Annotated in this window: 17 protein-coding genes; 13 read left to right on the forward strand and 4 right to left on the reverse strand. The window is 45.9% G+C overall.

Features of this window, described 5'->3' with window-relative positions:
- Nucleotides 1-136: 136 nt before the first annotated feature.
- Nucleotides 137-460: a ferredoxin FdxA gene (gene fdxA, locus Q7A_RS06160; RefSeq protein ID WP_014706474.1), complete on the forward strand. Its 324-nt coding sequence runs from the start codon at nt 137-139 to the stop codon at nt 458-460.
- Between the two features lie 59 nt (nt 461-519).
- Here the strand turns inward: fdxA and rpoH are convergent, their stop codons facing one another.
- The 4 genes from rpoH to ftsY all read right to left on the reverse strand — a co-directional run bounded on the left by rpoH (nt 520) and on the right by ftsY (nt 4130).
- On the reverse strand, nt 520-1380 hold the full coding sequence (gene rpoH, locus Q7A_RS06165) for an RNA polymerase sigma factor RpoH (RefSeq protein WP_014706475.1): 861 nt from the start codon (nt 1378-1380) through the stop codon (nt 520-522).
- 103 nt (nt 1381-1483) lie between these two features.
- Complete coding sequence (gene ftsX, locus Q7A_RS06170; RefSeq protein ID WP_014706476.1) at nt 1484-2410, reverse strand: permease-like cell division protein FtsX; 927 nt, start codon at nt 2408-2410, stop codon at nt 1484-1486.
- Nucleotides 2407-3069: a cell division ATP-binding protein FtsE gene (ftsE, locus tag Q7A_RS06175; RefSeq protein ID WP_014706477.1), complete on the reverse strand. Its 663-nt coding sequence runs from the start codon at nt 3067-3069 to the stop codon at nt 2407-2409. Before ftsE ends, ftsX begins: the two co-directional genes overlap by 4 nt.
- Nucleotides 3066-4130: a signal recognition particle-docking protein FtsY gene (gene ftsY, locus Q7A_RS06180; RefSeq protein WP_014706478.1), complete on the reverse strand. Its 1065-nt coding sequence runs from the start codon at nt 4128-4130 to the stop codon at nt 3066-3068. Before ftsY ends, ftsE begins: the two co-directional genes overlap by 4 nt.
- 63 nt (nt 4131-4193) lie before the next feature.
- On the opposite strand from ftsY, the gene Q7A_RS06185 reads away from it, so the two are divergent.
- The 12 genes from Q7A_RS06185 (at nt 4194) to Q7A_RS06240 (ending at nt 15611) form a co-directional block, all read left to right on the forward strand.
- Complete coding sequence (locus Q7A_RS06185; protein WP_014706479.1) at nt 4194-5555, forward strand: M16 family metallopeptidase; 1362 nt, start codon at nt 4194-4196, stop codon at nt 5553-5555.
- The gene (locus Q7A_RS06190; RefSeq protein ID WP_014706480.1) at nt 5545-6846 is read left to right on the forward strand and encodes a M16 family metallopeptidase; all 1302 of its coding nucleotides are present in this window, start codon (nt 5545-5547) and stop codon (nt 6844-6846) included. The genes Q7A_RS06185 and Q7A_RS06190 overlap by 11 nt, the downstream gene beginning before the upstream one ends.
- A gap of 66 nt (nt 6847-6912) precedes the next feature.
- Nucleotides 6913-7401, forward strand: a complete 489-nt coding sequence (gene rsmD, locus Q7A_RS06195) for a 16S rRNA (guanine(966)-N(2))-methyltransferase RsmD (RefSeq protein WP_014706481.1) — start codon at nt 6913-6915, stop codon at nt 7399-7401.
- 9 nt (nt 7402-7410) lie between these two features.
- A complete protein-coding gene (coaD, locus tag Q7A_RS06200; protein WP_014706482.1) occupies nt 7411-7908 on the forward strand; it encodes a pantetheine-phosphate adenylyltransferase in 498 nt (165 codons plus the stop codon).
- Between the two features lie 48 nt (nt 7909-7956).
- Nucleotides 7957-8211: a YfhL family 4Fe-4S dicluster ferredoxin gene (locus Q7A_RS06205; RefSeq protein WP_014706483.1), complete on the forward strand. Its 255-nt coding sequence runs from the start codon at nt 7957-7959 to the stop codon at nt 8209-8211.
- A 74-nt stretch (nt 8212-8285) separates the two neighbouring features.
- Nucleotides 8286-8672: an H-NS histone family protein gene (locus Q7A_RS06210; protein ID WP_014706484.1), complete on the forward strand. Its 387-nt coding sequence runs from the start codon at nt 8286-8288 to the stop codon at nt 8670-8672.
- 160 nt (nt 8673-8832) lie between these two features.
- Nucleotides 8833-11286 carry a leucine--tRNA ligase gene (gene leuS, locus Q7A_RS06215; RefSeq protein ID WP_014706485.1) on the forward strand — a complete coding sequence of 818 codons (2454 nt, stop codon included), beginning with the start codon at nt 8833-8835 and terminating at the stop codon, nt 11284-11286.
- A gap of 18 nt (nt 11287-11304) precedes the next feature.
- A complete protein-coding gene (locus Q7A_RS06220; RefSeq protein WP_014706486.1) occupies nt 11305-11790 on the forward strand; it encodes an LPS-assembly lipoprotein LptE in 486 nt (161 codons plus the stop codon).
- A 5-nt stretch (nt 11791-11795) separates the two neighbouring features.
- Nucleotides 11796-12827, forward strand: coding sequence for a DNA polymerase III subunit delta (holA, locus tag Q7A_RS06225; protein ID WP_014706487.1), 1032 nt, complete (start codon nt 11796-11798; stop codon nt 12825-12827).
- A gap of 29 nt (nt 12828-12856) precedes the next feature.
- The gene (locus Q7A_RS06230) at nt 12857-14113 is read left to right on the forward strand and encodes a glutamate-5-semialdehyde dehydrogenase (RefSeq protein ID WP_014706488.1); all 1257 of its coding nucleotides are present in this window, start codon (nt 12857-12859) and stop codon (nt 14111-14113) included.
- Nucleotides 14094-14753: a nicotinate-nucleotide adenylyltransferase gene (gene nadD / locus Q7A_RS06235; RefSeq protein WP_041354958.1), complete on the forward strand. Its 660-nt coding sequence runs from the start codon at nt 14094-14096 to the stop codon at nt 14751-14753. The genes Q7A_RS06230 and nadD overlap by 20 nt, the downstream gene beginning before the upstream one ends.
- A 6-nt stretch (nt 14754-14759) precedes the next feature.
- Entirely contained in the window at nt 14760-15611 is an 852-nt protein-coding gene (locus Q7A_RS06240; protein ID WP_014706490.1) for a YdcF family protein, read from the forward strand.
- The last annotated feature ends 20 nt before the right edge of the window (nt 15612-15631 follow it).

The following is a 15631-nucleotide window of genomic DNA, read 5'->3' on the forward strand; positions in this document are numbered from 1 at the left end:
CAGACGGGTAATCTTCAGAGCAAAGTTGATCATACCGTAATTATCATCATTGCCCAGAACGTTGGTAAATCATGTAGAATATCGAACATTCTGACAGGTCTGGCCTGTAAAAAATTGTATTTGTGGAGATTTCACCATGACCTTTGTTGTCACTGAAAACTGTATTAAATGTAAATATACTGATTGTGTTGATGTCTGCCCAGTAGACTGTTTTCACGAAGGTCCTAACTTTTTGGTTATTGATCCTGACGAATGTATAGATTGCACACTTTGCGAACCCGAATGTCCAGCAGAAGCCATTTTTTCTGAAGATGATTTACCGGATGAGCAAATGGAATTCCTGCAGATTAATGCGGAATTATCACAAGCCTGGCCCGTATTATCTGAGAAAAAAGATCCTTTGGAAGATGCAGAAGAGTGGGACGGTAAACCTAACAAAACACCTTTGCTTGAACGGTAAAGCCTGGGTAAAAAAAAGCCCGCTTTCCGAAAGGTAAGCGGGCTTTTTTGTGGTTGTTATTAATCCATTAAAAGACGAAGTTTTTTCATCGCATTATTTTCAATCTGCCGAATCCGTTCAGCGGAAACCTGATATTGATCGGCCAGTGTCTGCAAGGTGGCTTTATCGTCATCGTGCAACCAGCGTTTACTGATAATATCGCGACTACGTTCATCCAGCGTTGCTAATGCATTGACCAGCTTTTGCTGTTGAAAATCAGCATAATCCTCGTGTTCCAGTTGTTTGGATGGATCACTGTTATCAGGCGCTTTTAAATAAGCGGCTGGTGAATAGCTGGATTCGTCATCGTCATTATCTACCGGCAAATCAAATGATGTATCCGGTTGAGCCAGACGGCGCTCCATATCGATGACATTGGCGGCAGTGACACCAAGATCTTCAGCAACGGCTTCAATTTCATCCTGATTCAGCCAACCTAAACGCTGTTTGGCACTGCGCAGATTAAAAAATAATTTACGCTGCGCTTTAGTGGTGGCGATTTTAACAATACGCCAGTTGCGAATCACATACTCATGGATCTCTGCGCGAATCCAATGCACGGCAAAAGAAACCAGTCGGACACCTTTTTCCGGGTCAAAGCGTTTGACCGCTTTCATCAGACCGATATTACCTTCCTGAATCAGGTCGGCAACCGGCAGACCGTAACCACTGTAGCCTTTGGCAATACGAACCACAAAACGCAAATGCGACAATACCAGTCGCTGTGCCGCTTCCAGATCGCCATTTTGTTGCAGGCGTGTCGCTAAGTCGTGCTCTTCTTCAGCCGTTAAAACGGGAATTTGATGCACGAGATTGGTGTATGCATCCAGATTGCCAATAGGTGCTGTGGCAAGTTGATATTGGGCTGCATGCGTTGTCATGTGTGCGTTCTCCCTATGAAAACCTATCGCTTTATTCTAGCAAAAAGCAATTTAAAATGTATCCATTAGAATGGTTATAACGTGAAAAGTTTCTTTAATACCATTAGCTTGGCTCAATTGCATTCAAATGTCTACTCACGGCAAGCCATGCCCCCATGACGCCCAGTAACAGTCCACTGATGGGTAATGCAAATAACATCTGACCGCCAAACCACTTTAAAGTGAACTGGCTGTCATACAAGGCCGCCAATTCATCAATCGGTCCACTGATAATGAGCAGACTAATCAGTAACGCAATCCAGGCCAAGACCCCACCCAGAAAGCCGTACCACATTCCGGTGTATAAAAAAGGTCTTCTGACAAAGGTATTGGTACCACCAACCAGTTTGATGACCCGTATTTCCGTCTGACGATTAAGAATAGCCAGGCGGATTGTATTACCAATAACCAGCAGTACACTCAGTGATAACAAAATAGCCAGAATGGTAATGCCGCGTTGGCCCGTTTCATTAATACTTCGCAATCGTTGTAGCCATTGCATATCGAGTTGTGCCAAATCGACTTCCGGTAAGGCATCAAGTCTTTCTAATAAAGCCTCTATTGCTTCCTGCTGTTGCGCTTCTTCGGGTTCGATGATGATCACTGCAGGCAGAGGATTTTCAGGTAATGTATCCAGCAGACTTTCCAGTCCCGATATTTCTCGAAATTCGTTTAACGACTGCTGGGCAGATTGAAATGAAACATCGACAATATCGGGCCATGTCTGGAGTTGCTCAGCCAATTGCTCGCCACGTTTGTCGCTTATTTCATCTTGCAGGAACAGGGAAATACGATTGGCATGTTGCCATTCTCCGCTGACCTGTTCGACATTTTTCAGGATGACAAACAAACCCGCAGGTAATAACAAGGCAATGCCAATCACCAGTAAAGTCATCGAAGTAGCGACAGGTTGACGCCATAACTCACCCAGACTGGAGAGCATGACCTGAACATGACGCAGCAGGTAATTATGAATATTCAGTAGTTTCATGAATGGTTTTCTGCAAGCCTTCCCTGTTGCAGGGTAATGTGGCGGTAAGGTAACTGGCTGATTAAATCCTGGTCATGACTGGCAATAAATACCGTAACGCCAACCTGATTGAATTGTTCAAATAAATGCATGATTTCACGGGATAACTCCGGATCCAGGTTTCCTGTTGGTTCATCGGCCAACAGAACCGGCGGACGATTAACCACCGCGCGGGCAATACCTACCCGTTGTTGTTCACCACCTGACAAGGCAATCGGTAAGTTACGTTCTTTGCCCAGCAAGCCGACTTTATCGAGAGCTGCTCGCACCCGACGACCAATCTCACGATGATTTTCACCTGCAATAATCAATGGCAGAGCGACATTATCAAACACCGTGCGATCATGTAACAGATTGTGATCCTGAAATACCAGCCCAATTTTTCGGCGGTAATAAGGGATCTTCCACTTCGGTAATCGGCTCAGATTTTGATTATTGACGATCACCTGACCATGTGAGCAACGTTCAATCAGCGCTATCAGCTTCAACAGGGTACTTTTTCCGGCACCCGAGTGGCCGGTTAAAAAAGCCATTTCTCCTGATATCAATTCAAAACTGAGACCTGACAGGGCTTCCTGCTGACCTTCGTAACGTTTATAGACCTGTTCAAAACGTATCATTGTTGTGTTTCACGGCCCAGTAAAGCATCGACAAAATCTTCTGCTTCAAAGGTTCTTAAATCATCTATCTTTTCACCCACTCCGATGTAACGAATAGGTAACCCGATTTTTTTCGCGATGGCAAAAATAATACCGCCTTTAGCCGTACCATCAAGTTTCGTCAGCGTAATACCGGTTAATCCTACCGCCTGATGAAATTGTTCAGCCTGAGACAAAGCATTCTGTCCAGTGCCGGCATCCAGCACCAGCATGACTTCATGCGGCGCATTGCCATCCAGTTTGGCCATAACGCGTTTTACTTTTTTCAGCTCTTCCATCAGATTGGATTGAGTATGTAGACGACCCGCCGTATCAGCAATCAGAATATCCATCTGTCGTGCTTTGGCCGCTTGCAGAGCATCAAAGATAACCGAAGCAGAATCAGCACCATTTTGTTGAGCAATCACCGGGATCTGATTACGTTCGCCCCAGACCTGTAGTTGTTCAACTGCTGCAGCACGAAATGTATCACCGGCCGCCAGCATCACTTTTTTGCCTTGCAGCTGAAACTGTTTGGCCAGTTTGCCAATGGTTGTCGTTTTTCCAACACCATTAATACCCACCATCAGGATCACAAAAGGACTGGCAGATGATGGAATCTGCAATGGTTGGGAAACTGGTTTGAGAATATCCACCATATCGGCATGCATTGCTGCAAACAGGGCTTCCGGGTCATTAAGCTGCTTGCGGGCCACACGTTGTGTTAAATCGTTAATAATGGTTTGGGTGGCTTCTATCCCTAAATCTGCACTGAGCAGTTGGGTTTCCAGTTCTTCAAGCAAATCATCATCAATGGTTTTTCGCCCCAAGACCAAATCGGCAAAGCCTTGCGTCAATTTGGTACTGCTGCGACTCAGTCCCTGTTTGAGGCGTCCAAAAAATCCTGGGGTCTCTGAAACGTCGCTGGCTTGAGTATCTGCAGTAATTTCCGCATCATGTGCGACTGACTGCTGTTCAGTGAGGAGTTGCTCCTCGCTGCTGTTTTCGCTGGGTTTGGCTTTTTTTCTGAGGAAACTAAACATATTCTCGGTTTGTCGTTAGTGTTCGGTTATTAATCTTATCATGTGATCAATTGTGAGATGCAGATGCACACCTTAAAAAAACTTGTTTGGGCGCTGCTGATAGTGCCTGTTATTGGCTTTGCGCAAGTCAGTGAATATCAGCTGGACAATGGTCTTAAATTACTGGTCAAACCGGATAACCGTGCACCGGTAGTGGTTTCCCAGGTCTGGTACAAAGTCGGTTCAAGCTACGAGCACAATGGCATTACCGGTATATCACATATTCTTGAACATATGATGTTCAAGGGCACTGAAAACCTTGGACCAAATGAGTTTTCCCGCATTATTGCCGAAAATGGTGGTTCGCAAAACGCCTTTACTGGACGCGATTACACAGCCTATTTTCAGACCTTGGAAAAAGAGCGTTTGGAGATCAGTTTTCGCCTTGAAGCCGAACGAATGCGCAATCTGATTATTGACGATGCGGAGTTGCTTAAAGAGCGTGAAGTGGTTGCTGAAGAGCGACGCATGCGTACCGATGATAATCCACGTTCGTTATTACGTGAATCAATGAATGCCATGGCGTTTATGAACAGCCCTTATCATCACCCGGTTATTGGCTGGATGAATGATATTAATCATTATGATCCGGAAGATCTGCGTGAGTGGTACCAAATGTGGTATGCCCCCAATAACGCAACCGTTGTGGTGGTTGGCGATGTTAAACCCGACGAGGTTTACCAATTGGCACAGGAATATTTTGGCCCATTGAAACCAGAACAACTGGCAACGGTTAAACCCCAGATTGAAGTTGCACAGCGTGGCAAGCGTACTTTGGAACTAAAAGCGCCAGCGGAACTGCCTTATTTGATGATGGGCTGGAAAGTGCCGGTCGTAAAAACCGCAGTTGAAGATTGGGAACCTTATGCATTGGATGTTCTGGCAGGTATTCTTGATGGCGGTTCAAGTAGCCGGTTCTCTCGTGAATTGATACGTGAACAACAGGTTGCTGCCGGAATAAGTGCATACAACAGTGCATTTTCCCGTTTGGATGATGTATTTACGATTGCTGGCACACCCGCTCAAGGCAAATCCGTTGATGATGTAAAACAAGCGGTGTTGAATCAGCTTGATAAAGTCAAAACTGAACCCGTTACCGAGGCAGAATTACAACGAGTCAAAACTCAGGTGATTGCCAGCTCTGTCTACCAGCTTGATAGTGTTTTTTACCAGGCCATGCAGCTAGGTATGCTGGAAACAGTTGGCCTCGACTGGCGTCTGGTTGACAGTTATCCCGATAAAATCAGTGCAATTACTGCTGAACAGGTTCAACAGGTCGCACAAAAATATTTTATTGATGATGGACTTACCGTCGCAGAATTGATTCCAATGCCCACAGACAATACTACTCCACGTCCTACTTCGGGAGATCCACATGCTCGCTAAGTTCTCTTTTTTATTCACTGGACTATTACTGGCGTTTAGCGTTTCTGCCAGTCCGCAAATAGAAAATTGGCAAACTGCCAATGGCACTCAGGTATATTTTGTCAAAGCTCAGGAATTGCCGATGTTGGATATTCGCCTGGTATTTGATGCTGGCGCAGCGCGGGATCCGAAAGGCGGGGTGGCGTTACTGACGAGCTCAATGCTCAATCAAGGAACTAAAAACAAAGACACCGATGCGATTGCTACTGCATTTGATGATGTGGGTGCCGAATTTAGTTCTGAGTCTGAGCGGGATATGGCGGTATTGAGTCTGCGGACTTTATCCAAAGCAGATGCATTGCAACCTGCCATAGATACATTTGTAGATGTTATCAGTCAACCGTCCTTTCCGGAAAAGGCTTTTGATCGTCTTATTAATCAAGTGAAAACCAGTCTGCAAAGCGAAAAACAATCGCCTTCTGCCATAGCCGATCGGGCATTTTATCAGCAGCTGTACGGTGACCATCCATATTCAGCCATGCCAATAGGCACGGAAGCTTCAATAAATGAAATCAGCATTGCCGATTTGCAGCAGTTTTATAAGCAATTTTATGTGGCGAACAATGCGGTACTGGTCATTGTAGGTGATGCGGATATCAAGCAGGCAAAAGCCTTGTCAGAAAAAATTTCCGGCAGTCTTCCCGCAGGAAAAAAAGCGGCGGCATTACCTGAAGTTGAATCACTTGAAACTGCCCAACAAAAGCATTTGCCTTATCCATCGAGTCAAACCACGATTTTGATGGGGCAACCTGGTTTAACCCGCGATGATCCAGACTTTTTCCCGCTGTATGTGGGTAATCATGTTTTAGGTGGCAGTGGACTGGTGTCCATTATCAGTGATGAAATTCGTGAAAAACGTGGTTTATCCTATAGTGCTTACAGTTATTTCAGACCGATGCGTGAGGCCGGGCCTTATCAATTTGGTCTGCAGACTCGTAATGATCAGGCAGAACTGGCATTGGAAGTACTGAATCAGACGCTGGTCGATTTTGTTGATCAGGGCCCCACTAAAGAGCAACTCACGGCCGCACAGAAAAATATTACCGGTGGATTTGCCTTGCGTCTGGACAGCAATAGTAAAATTGCCGATTATCTGGCGATGATGGGCTTTTATCAGTTGCCGCTGGATCATCTGGAAACCTTTAATTCAAGAGTGAACGCCGTGACGGTTGATCAGATAAAAGCTGCTTATCAAAAACGTATTCATCCCCAAAAAATGGTCACAATACTGGTGGGTGGCGACGCTGAATAAAACATCACGTCAGTCTGTACGAATTATCGGCGGCCAATGGGGGGAAGACGGTTATCATTCCCTGCCGTGGAAGGATTGAGACCGACCTCTGATCGTATTCGCGAGACATTGTTTAACTGGTTACAACCGCATTTGCCGGAAGCCGTTTGTATTGATCTCTTCAGTGGTAGCGGTGCTTTGGGTTTTGAGGCAGCCTCAAGGGGCGCTGCCAAAGTTGATATGGTCGAACTGGATCTGCAGGCTTATAAACAGTTGCAGGCCAATAAAACAATGCTATCTGCAGAGCAATGTGCTTTGTTCAGACAAACCGCACAGCAGTTTTTAAATCAATCCAGTACCGCTTACGATATTATTTTTCTGGATCCGCCTTTTGGTGCGGATTTATGGTCTGAAATAGCCGGTTCATTAACACAGCGAAATCTATTGCATAAAAATAGTCTGCTTTATCTGGAATGTAATAAACATCAAAATCTGACTGGGTTACCAGAAAACTGGCATTTATTTAAAGATAAACAGGCAGGTGATGTAAGATATTGTTTATTTAAAATGCAATAAGGTTTTGGCATGTCAATCACCGCCATCTATCCAGGAACATTTGATCCGATTACCCACGGTCATACAGATTTGGTTCAGCGTGCCAGCCGTTTATTTGAAAAAGTGATTGTTGCTGTCGCTGCGGACACCGGGAAAAAACCGGTATTTTCAATTGAGCAACGTTTGGCATTAGCGAAACAAACCCTGGATGATTTACCCAATATCGAAATTACCTCCTTCGATGGTTTATTGGTGAATTATGCAATGCAGCGAAATGCCTCAGTAATTATTCGTGGACTTCGCGCTGTTTCAGATTTTGAATACGAAGTTCAACTTGCCGCAATGAATCGTCGTTTACAGTGGGAAGTGGAAACATTATTTCTGGCGCCGGCAGAACAATTTACATTTATTTCATCAAGCCTGATAAGACAAATAGCGGCTTTGGGTGGAGATGTCTCCCAATTTGTTGCGCCCTGTGTACAACAGGCATTACAGCAGCAACTGGCAGACAAAAAACAGTCGAGTTAAAATTTATCGGTTTAATTACCGTTTTATAAAGAGTTATCGGAGTAAACCATGTCTCTGTTTATTACTGACGAATGCATTAATTGTGATGTATGCGAACCGGAATGTCCTAATGGCGCCATTTCGCAAGGTGAGGAAATTTATGTAATTGATCCTGACCTGTGTACGGAATGTGTAGGTCATTTTGATACCCCACAATGCGTAGAAGTCTGTCCGGTGGATTGCATACCTAAAGATCCAGATAATGTTGAATCTCATGATCAACTTTATGCAAAATACAAAGTACTGGTGTCTGCTGGGAATTAAAAAGTTTTCAAATAGACAAAGTTAATAATACTGATATTATTTGTTTTTATAAGTTTTAGATAAAAGGTAATGCGATGAGTAATTTATCTGCTTTGCAACTGGAAAAACTCTCAGAACAAGAGCTGCAAAAATTGATTAGTCAGTCAAAAAAACAAATTAAAAAATTGAAAACTAAAAAAGTCACAGAACTCAATAGTAAAGATAGCGATGTTGTTGCTGTGGCTGATGCGGTAAGAGCCCTGGCAAAAGAAAAAAAAGTTACGCCTGCAGAAGCCCTGACGGCTGTGGCTAAAAATATGCGAGTGGGTTTATCAGGGGCACGCAAACCTCGTGCTGAAAGTGCTGACAAATACCGTCATCCGCAAGATCCGCAAAAAACCTGGAAAGGGTTTGGTAAACGTCCTTTATGGTTGGTCGAAGAATTGAATCGTGGACGTAAATTAGAAGAGTTCAGAATCTAGATAACACTTCATAGTGCAGTATCTTCTGCTGCACTGTTTCTGATTGCATTGACGACAGAAATTACCCTCCGATGTGTCAATAAACTATTCGGTGCTTTCGGCATTTCTGTCGCTGAGGTATCCTTCCACCTTTCCTGCACCGTATTCACAAAGAGAACCCATGCAAGCTGATTATCGCCCAGATGTGATCGAAAATGCTGCCCAAACCTGGTGGCAGCAGCATCAAACTTTCCGTGCTACCGAAGACACCAGTAAAGAAAAATTCTATTGCCTGTCGATGTTTCCCTATCCCAGCGGTCAGCTGCATATGGGGCATGTACGTAATTACACCATTGGTGATGTTATTTCACGTTATCAGCGCATGCTGGGCAAAAATGTGTTGCAGCCAATGGGCTGGGATGCCTTTGGTCTACCCGCTGAAAATGCCGCACTAAAACATCAGGTGCCACCGGCCGAATGGACCTATAAAAATATCGATTATATGCGTGCTCAGTTACAGCGTCTGGGGCTCGCGTATGACTGGGATCGAGAAATCGCCACCTGTAAACCGGATTATTATCGTTGGGAACAATGGCTGTTTGTACGCTTGTTCAAAAAAGGTCTGGTTTATAACAAAACGGCTGCTGTTAACTGGGATCCGGTTGATCAAACGGTATTGGCCAATGAACAGGTTATTGATGGTCGTGGCTGGCGTTCAGGTGCATTAGTTGAGCGTCGCGAAATACCACAATGGTTTATGAAAATCACAGATTACGCAGAAGATCTGCGTGATGATCTGCAGCAGTTATCCGGTTGGCCGGAACAAGTCAAAACCATGCAGGCCAACTGGATTGGTCGTTCAGAAGGTGTCCAAATCACCTTTGCCGTGGCTGACAGTGAAGAGGATCTAGCCGTTTACACTACACGGCCGGATACTCTGATGGGGGTCAGTTATCTGGCCATTGCAGCAGAACACCCATTAGCCTTACGCATGGCTGAAACCAATGCGCAGTTGCAGCAGTTTATCGAAGAATGCAAAAAAACCGATACGACGGAAGCAGCATTGGAAACCGCTGAGAAAAAAGGCATGGCGACTGGCGTATCGGTCATTCATCCAGTCAGTGGTGAACGTATTCCAGTCTGGGTTGCTAACTTTGTATTGATGGGCTATGGCACCGGCGCGGTTATGTCAGTACCGGCCCATGATCAGCGTGATTTTGAATTTGCGCAAAAATATGATTTACCAATCCGTCAGGTTATCGAACCAACAGACGACAGTGAACTTGATCTTCAACACAATGCATTTACCGAAAAAGGTCGCCTGGTAAACTCCTCGCAGTTTACCGGGCTGACTTCTGCAGAAGCCTTTGACGCGATTGCCGATGAATTAACCAAACAGAATAAAGGCGAACGTCAGGTCAACTATCGGTTACGTGACTGGGGTGTTTCACGACAGCGTTACTGGGGAACCCCGATCCCGATAATCTACTGTGAGCGCTGTGGTGCAGTTCCCGTGCCGGAAGCCGACTTACCTGTGTTATTGCCGGAAGATGTGGTGGTCGATGGCTCGGGCTCGCCGATCAAATCCATGCCCGAGTTTTATCAATGTGATTGTCCGGAGTGTGGCAAACCGGCTCGCCGCGAAACCGATACCTTTGATACATTCTTTGAATCATCCTGGTATTACGCACGTTTTACCAGTGCCGATAATCACGAAGCGATGCTGGATCAACGGGCTGATTACTGGTTACCGGTTGATCAATATATTGGTGGTATCGAACATGCTGTTTTGCATTTACTGTATGCCCGGTTCTTCCATAAATTATTACGTGATGAAGGGCTGGTCAGCGGTGATGAGCCATTCAAGAATTTGTTAACTCAGGGCATGGTACTGAAAGATGGTGCCAAAATGTCCAAGTCAAAAGGTAATACCGTTGATCCACAGGCATTAATCGATGAATACGGTGCCGATACCGCGCGACTGTTTATGATGTTTGCCGCGCCACCAGAAATGTCACTGGAATGGTCAGACAACGCTGTGGAAGGTGCCAACCGTTTTCTTAAACGGTTATGGCGCAGTGTTCATGAGCACACTGAAAAAGGTGTTGTGAAAGACAAAAACCTTACCGACCTGTCGGAAGCCGCGACAGATCTGCGCCGGCTGGCCCATCAGACACTGACAAAAGTTGGCGATGATTTGGGGCGTCGTCATACGTTTAATACGGCTATTGCAGCAGTGATGGAGTTGATGAACGGCTTAAGCAAATTTACCGAACAAGATACTCAGGCGCGGGCAGTTCGCCAGGAAGTACTTGAATTAGTGGTGTTGATGTTAGCGCCTATCACGCCGCATATCTGCCACGCATTGTGGACTCAGCTGGGTTATGACAAAGCCGTGATTGACGCTCAATGGCCTGAAGTGGATGCCGAGGCGCTAAAACAGGACAAAACCGAGCTGATGATTCAGGTCAATGGTAAGCTACGTTCGAAATTGATGGTCGATGTAAATGCACAGCAAGCGGATATCGAACCACTGGCTATCGCAGATGAAAATGTTCAGCGTTATATTGATGGTAAAACCATCCGCAAGGTTATTCTGGTGCCGGGAAGACTGATTAATATTGTTGTCGGCTGATAAACAAAGGAAACAGTAATGTTGAAGAAACTGATTATTGCAGTTTTTTGTATGACGGTAGCGGCTTGCGGATTCCAGTTGCGTGGTGCCGCGGATTTACCTGAAAGCATACAGACGTTGCATATTCAGGGTATCAACATGCGTCAGGGACTAGGCTTGGAACTTAAACGCACCTTGAGACGTAACGGTATCAATGTGATTGATGACTACATGGAGGGCGCTGCGGTATTAAGCTTCCTGGAAAACCGCTATGAACGCCATGTCTTGTCAGTAGGTGGCAATGCCAAAGTCAGTGAATATGAATTGATTTTAGAAGTGACCTTCCAGTTGACTGATAACCAGCAAAATAAATTAATTGAAAGTGAACGTTTTGAAGCCCAGCGTGATTATCAGTTTGATCAGGAACAGGTATTAGGTCGTGATGCTGAAGAACATTTATTACGCGAAGAAATGGAAAAACAGATCAGTCAGGTAATCGTCCGCCGTTTGTCCGCTTTGGATTAGAATTGATGCGAGTTAAAGCAGAACAGCTGAGCTCACAGATACAACATCGTTTTCCTGTCACCAGTGTGGTGTATGGTGATGAAGCCCTGCTGGTGGAAGAAGCCGCGGATACGATCCGTCAGCAGGCCAAAGTTCATGGTATTGCCGAACGACAGGTTTGGCATGCCGATGCCCGTTTTGACTGGTCCAAACTCAGATTTGCCGACGATAGTCTTTCCCTGTTTGCTTCGCAGAAACTGGTCGAAATCAGACTGCCTTCTGGGGCTCCCGGTAAAGAGGGTGGAGCGTTTCTCAGAGAATTTGCTGAGCAACCTGCACCCGATACGTTTTTATTACTGATCACTGGCAAACTAACGCCACAGCAACAAAAAGCAAAGTGGTTTACCGCATTGGAAAGTGCAGGCATCAGTGTGCCGCTCTGGCCGGTCAGTATTGAAATGCTACCCCGCTGGATTCAGCAGCGCATGCAACAGAAAGGCTTGCAGGCAAACTTCTCGGTCGCCACCCTGCTGGCAGAAAGAACAGAAGGCAATTTATTCGCTGCCGCTCAGGAAATCGATAAACTGGTATTACTGAGCCCCGATGGGCAGGTGGATGAACCCTTATTAATGGAAAGCGTTGCTGACAGTGCCCGATTTGAAGCATTTTCGCTGATGGATGCAGTCTATGCTGGTCAGTCTGACAAGATTCCGCGTATGTTAAGAATGTTACAGGCGGAAGGTAATGATGTATTGGCCGTTTTTTCAGCCGTTTCCTGGTCTTTACATCGAATGATTGATATGGCCGATCAATTGGAAAAAGGTGCTGCTCCGGCCCAGGTTTTCAGCAGTCAGAAACCTCCTGTCTGGGATAAGGCAAGACCCTTGATTCAATCAGGATTACGTCGTCATTCTGCAGCGAAATGGCGAACATTTTTACCGCAAATGGCGGCAATTGATCGGGCCGCAAAAGGTGGTGGTAATGATAATGCATGGCGGATGCTGACTACCCTGTGTTTACAGGCCGCCGGTGTGCCAATGCAATTACAGCAAACATGAAAGCAGAGAAATTAAAAGAGGAGTGTGCTGTGGAAGTTGCAGCCTACATGCAGAAACTGGGTCAACAAGCTCGTGAAGCCAGCCGGGTATTGGCCCGTGTAACGACCAATAATAAAAATACGGCGCTATTGGCGATTGCCACGGCGATCCGCAGTCAGGCTGATGGGTTGAAAACTGCCAATCAACAGGATTTACAGGCAGGCAAAGCCAAAGGGCTGGATGCTGCGATGTTGGATCGTTTGACATTGACCGATGGCCGAATTGAATCAATGGCGCAAGGTCTGGAACAAATTGCGGCCTTACCTGATCCTATCGGCGAAATCAGTGATATGCGGTATCGGCCTTCCGGCATTCAATTGGGACAGATGCGCGTACCGCTGGGCGTTATTGGTATTATTTATGAATCACGGCCAAATGTGACCGCTGATGCTGCTGGATTATGCCTGAAATCCGGTAATGCCACTATTCTGCGTGGTGGCAGCGAAGCAATACATTCGAATCAGGCGATTGCAGACTGTATCCATCAGGGGTTACAGCAGGCCGGTTTACCAATTACTGCGGTTCAGGTCGTCGAAATTACTGACCGCGAAGCGGTTGGTCAACTGATTACCATGCCTGAATATGTCGATGTCGTTGTGCCACGCGGTGGGAAGAGTCTGATCGAACGTATCAGTCATGACGCTCGAGTGCCTGTTATCAAACATCTTGATGGCATCTGTCATGTATATGTCGATGTGGAAGCTGATTTGACCATGGCGCAAGAGATTGCCTTTAATGCCAAATGTCACCGTTATGGTGTATGCAATGCAATGGAAACGCTGCTGGTACATGCTGATATTGCCAACGAGTTTTTGCCTGCTATGGCCAAGCGTTTTATTAGTGAAGGCGTTGAATTACGAGGCTGTAATAAAACTTTACATATTCTGCCGGATATCAATGTGGCAACGGACGCCGATTGGGATACTGAATATCTTGCCCCGATTCTGTCGATAAAAATTGTCACGGATGTAGACGATGCGATGCTGCATATTTATCAGCATAGTTCTGCCCATACCGAAAGTATCGTGACGCAAAATTATGACACCGCCAGACGCTTTTTGCAGGAAGTGGACTCCAGTTCGGTGTTGGTAAACGCATCAACACGTTTTGCTGATGGGTTTGAATATGGTCTGGGTGCTGAAATCGGTATTTCTACCGATAAATTGCATGCTCGTGGTCCGGTGGGTTTAAATGGTTTGACCTCCCAAAAATGGATAGTGTTTGGTAGTGGTCAAATCAGAACATAAACCCGAAGCGATCGGCATTCTTGGCGGTACCTTTGATCCGGTACATTTCGGCCATTTGCGCTCGGCGCTGGAAGTCTGCCAGCAGCTGGAGTTAAATCATGTGCGGCTCATTCCGTGCGCGATACCGCCGCATCGCCAGCCCACCATGGCCAGTGCTGATGCACGGCGTTTGATGCTGGAAATCGCCGTAAAATATGTTCCCCAATTAACGGTTGATGATCGAGAACTGCATCGTGAAGGGCCCTCTTTTTCCGTGGACACCTTACTCAGTCTGCGCGAACAATATGTTGATAACCCATTATTTCTTATTTTGGGTACCGATGCTTTTCGTAGCATTAGCAGCTGGTCCCGCTGGCAACAGATTCTGCCATTAGCGCATATCGTGGTGGTGCAAAGACCAGATGAAACACTGGATATGCATGAAGAACTAAAGGTCTGGTATCAACAGAATCTGGCTCAGGCAGAAGATCGACAATTCTCCTCAGGCAAAATATGGCCATTGAAAGTAACACCAATGGCGATTTCCGCGACGCAAATCCGTGATGAATTATCGGCGGGAAACCCGGTCAACTTTTTGTTACCGGATTCGGTTATTGCTGTGATAGAGCAACTAGACCTCTACCAGCCGAAAAAAACGTAACGTTTCATGGAACAAGTATTTTTTGTAATATCAAAATTGGCCTGGGCGGTGCTCAGTCCGTTTATGATGCTTAATCTGTTACTGGTATTTGGCACGCTGTTTTTATTGTTCGGTTACCGAACCATCGCGCTCAGATTTCTGTTGCCTGCGCTGGTATTCAGTTTGAGTCTGATGATATTTCCAATTGGCGATTGGTTAATTCATCCACTGGAAGCTCGTATCAGCCAACCCCAGCAGCTACCAGAAAATATTGATGGCATTATTGTTCTGGGTGGCGGAGAAGATATAAAAACCACCATCAGCTGGCAACAGCCTCAGGTCGGCCAGGCCAGTGACCGTTATTTTGGCGCTGCATTGTTAGCTAAACAATACCCTGACAGCCCAATCATTTTTACCGGTGGTAGCAATTTACTGCGCTTTGATGCCGGGGCAACGCCTGCCGAGCTTAGCCATCAATTACTGACCATGGTGGGAATTGATGAAAAGCGGCTGATCATTGAATCTCAATCACGTAATACCTATGAAAATTTCCAGCGGCTGAAAACGGTTATACCCAAAAGAAATGGTCAGTATCTTTTGGTGACCTCGGCTTATCATATGCCGCGCTCAGTAGGTATTGCTGAAAGACAGGGTATAAACGTGGTGCCTTACCCGGTGGATTATCGAAGTCAGACGGGAGAGTCTCGTCAGTTGGACTTTGCGGTGTTTGAACAACTGGAAAAACTTGAGCCTGCCTGGCGCGAGTGGGTTGGACTGACCGCTTATTTTATTACCAGAAAAACCAGCCAGTGGTTTCCGGAGGGGCCGAGTGGCCGCTTCGTCGAAACCACCACAGACGCACAGGCTGACATACGTTAAACTTAACAACGAAATTTATT

It is taken from the genome of Methylophaga nitratireducenticrescens, from assembly GCF_000260985.4.
Classification (GTDB): domain Bacteria; phylum Pseudomonadota; class Gammaproteobacteria; order Nitrosococcales; family Methylophagaceae; genus Methylophaga; species Methylophaga nitratireducenticrescens.

Excerpts from the sequence above, each read along its gene's own strand:
- Q7A_RS06210 (WP_014706484.1), top strand. The coding sequence starts at position 8,286 with ATGAGTAATTTATCTGCTTTGCAACTGGAAAAACTCTCAGAACAAGAG.
- coaD (WP_014706482.1), top strand. The coding sequence starts at position 7,411 with ATGTCAATCACCGCCATCTATCCAGGAACATTTGATCCGATTACCCAC.
- Q7A_RS06240 (WP_014706490.1), top strand. The coding sequence starts at position 14,760 with ATGGAACAAGTATTTTTTGTAATATCAAAATTGGCCTGGGCGGTGCTC.
- ftsE (WP_014706477.1), bottom strand. The coding sequence starts at position 3,069 with ATGATACGTTTTGAACAGGTCTATAAACGTTACGAAGGTCAGCAGGAA.
- ftsX (WP_014706476.1), bottom strand. The coding sequence starts at position 2,410 with ATGAAACTACTGAATATTCATAATTACCTGCTGCGTCATGTTCAGGTC.
- ftsY (WP_014706478.1), bottom strand. The coding sequence starts at position 4,130 with ATGTTTAGTTTCCTCAGAAAAAAAGCCAAACCCAGCGAAAACAGCAGC.
- fdxA (WP_014706474.1), top strand. The coding sequence starts at position 137 with ATGACCTTTGTTGTCACTGAAAACTGTATTAAATGTAAATATACTGAT.
- Q7A_RS06185 (WP_014706479.1), top strand. The coding sequence starts at position 4,194 with ATGCACACCTTAAAAAAACTTGTTTGGGCGCTGCTGATAGTGCCTGTT.
- leuS (WP_014706485.1), top strand. The coding sequence starts at position 8,833 with ATGCAAGCTGATTATCGCCCAGATGTGATCGAAAATGCTGCCCAAACC.
- rpoH (WP_014706475.1), bottom strand. The coding sequence starts at position 1,380 with ATGACAACGCATGCAGCCCAATATCAACTTGCCACAGCACCTATTGGC.
- Q7A_RS06190 (WP_014706480.1), top strand. The coding sequence starts at position 5,545 with ATGCTCGCTAAGTTCTCTTTTTTATTCACTGGACTATTACTGGCGTTT.
- holA (WP_014706487.1), top strand. The coding sequence starts at position 11,796 with ATGCGAGTTAAAGCAGAACAGCTGAGCTCACAGATACAACATCGTTTT.
- Q7A_RS06205 (WP_014706483.1), top strand. The coding sequence starts at position 7,957 with ATGTCTCTGTTTATTACTGACGAATGCATTAATTGTGATGTATGCGAA.
- Q7A_RS06220 (WP_014706486.1), top strand. The coding sequence starts at position 11,305 with ATGTTGAAGAAACTGATTATTGCAGTTTTTTGTATGACGGTAGCGGCT.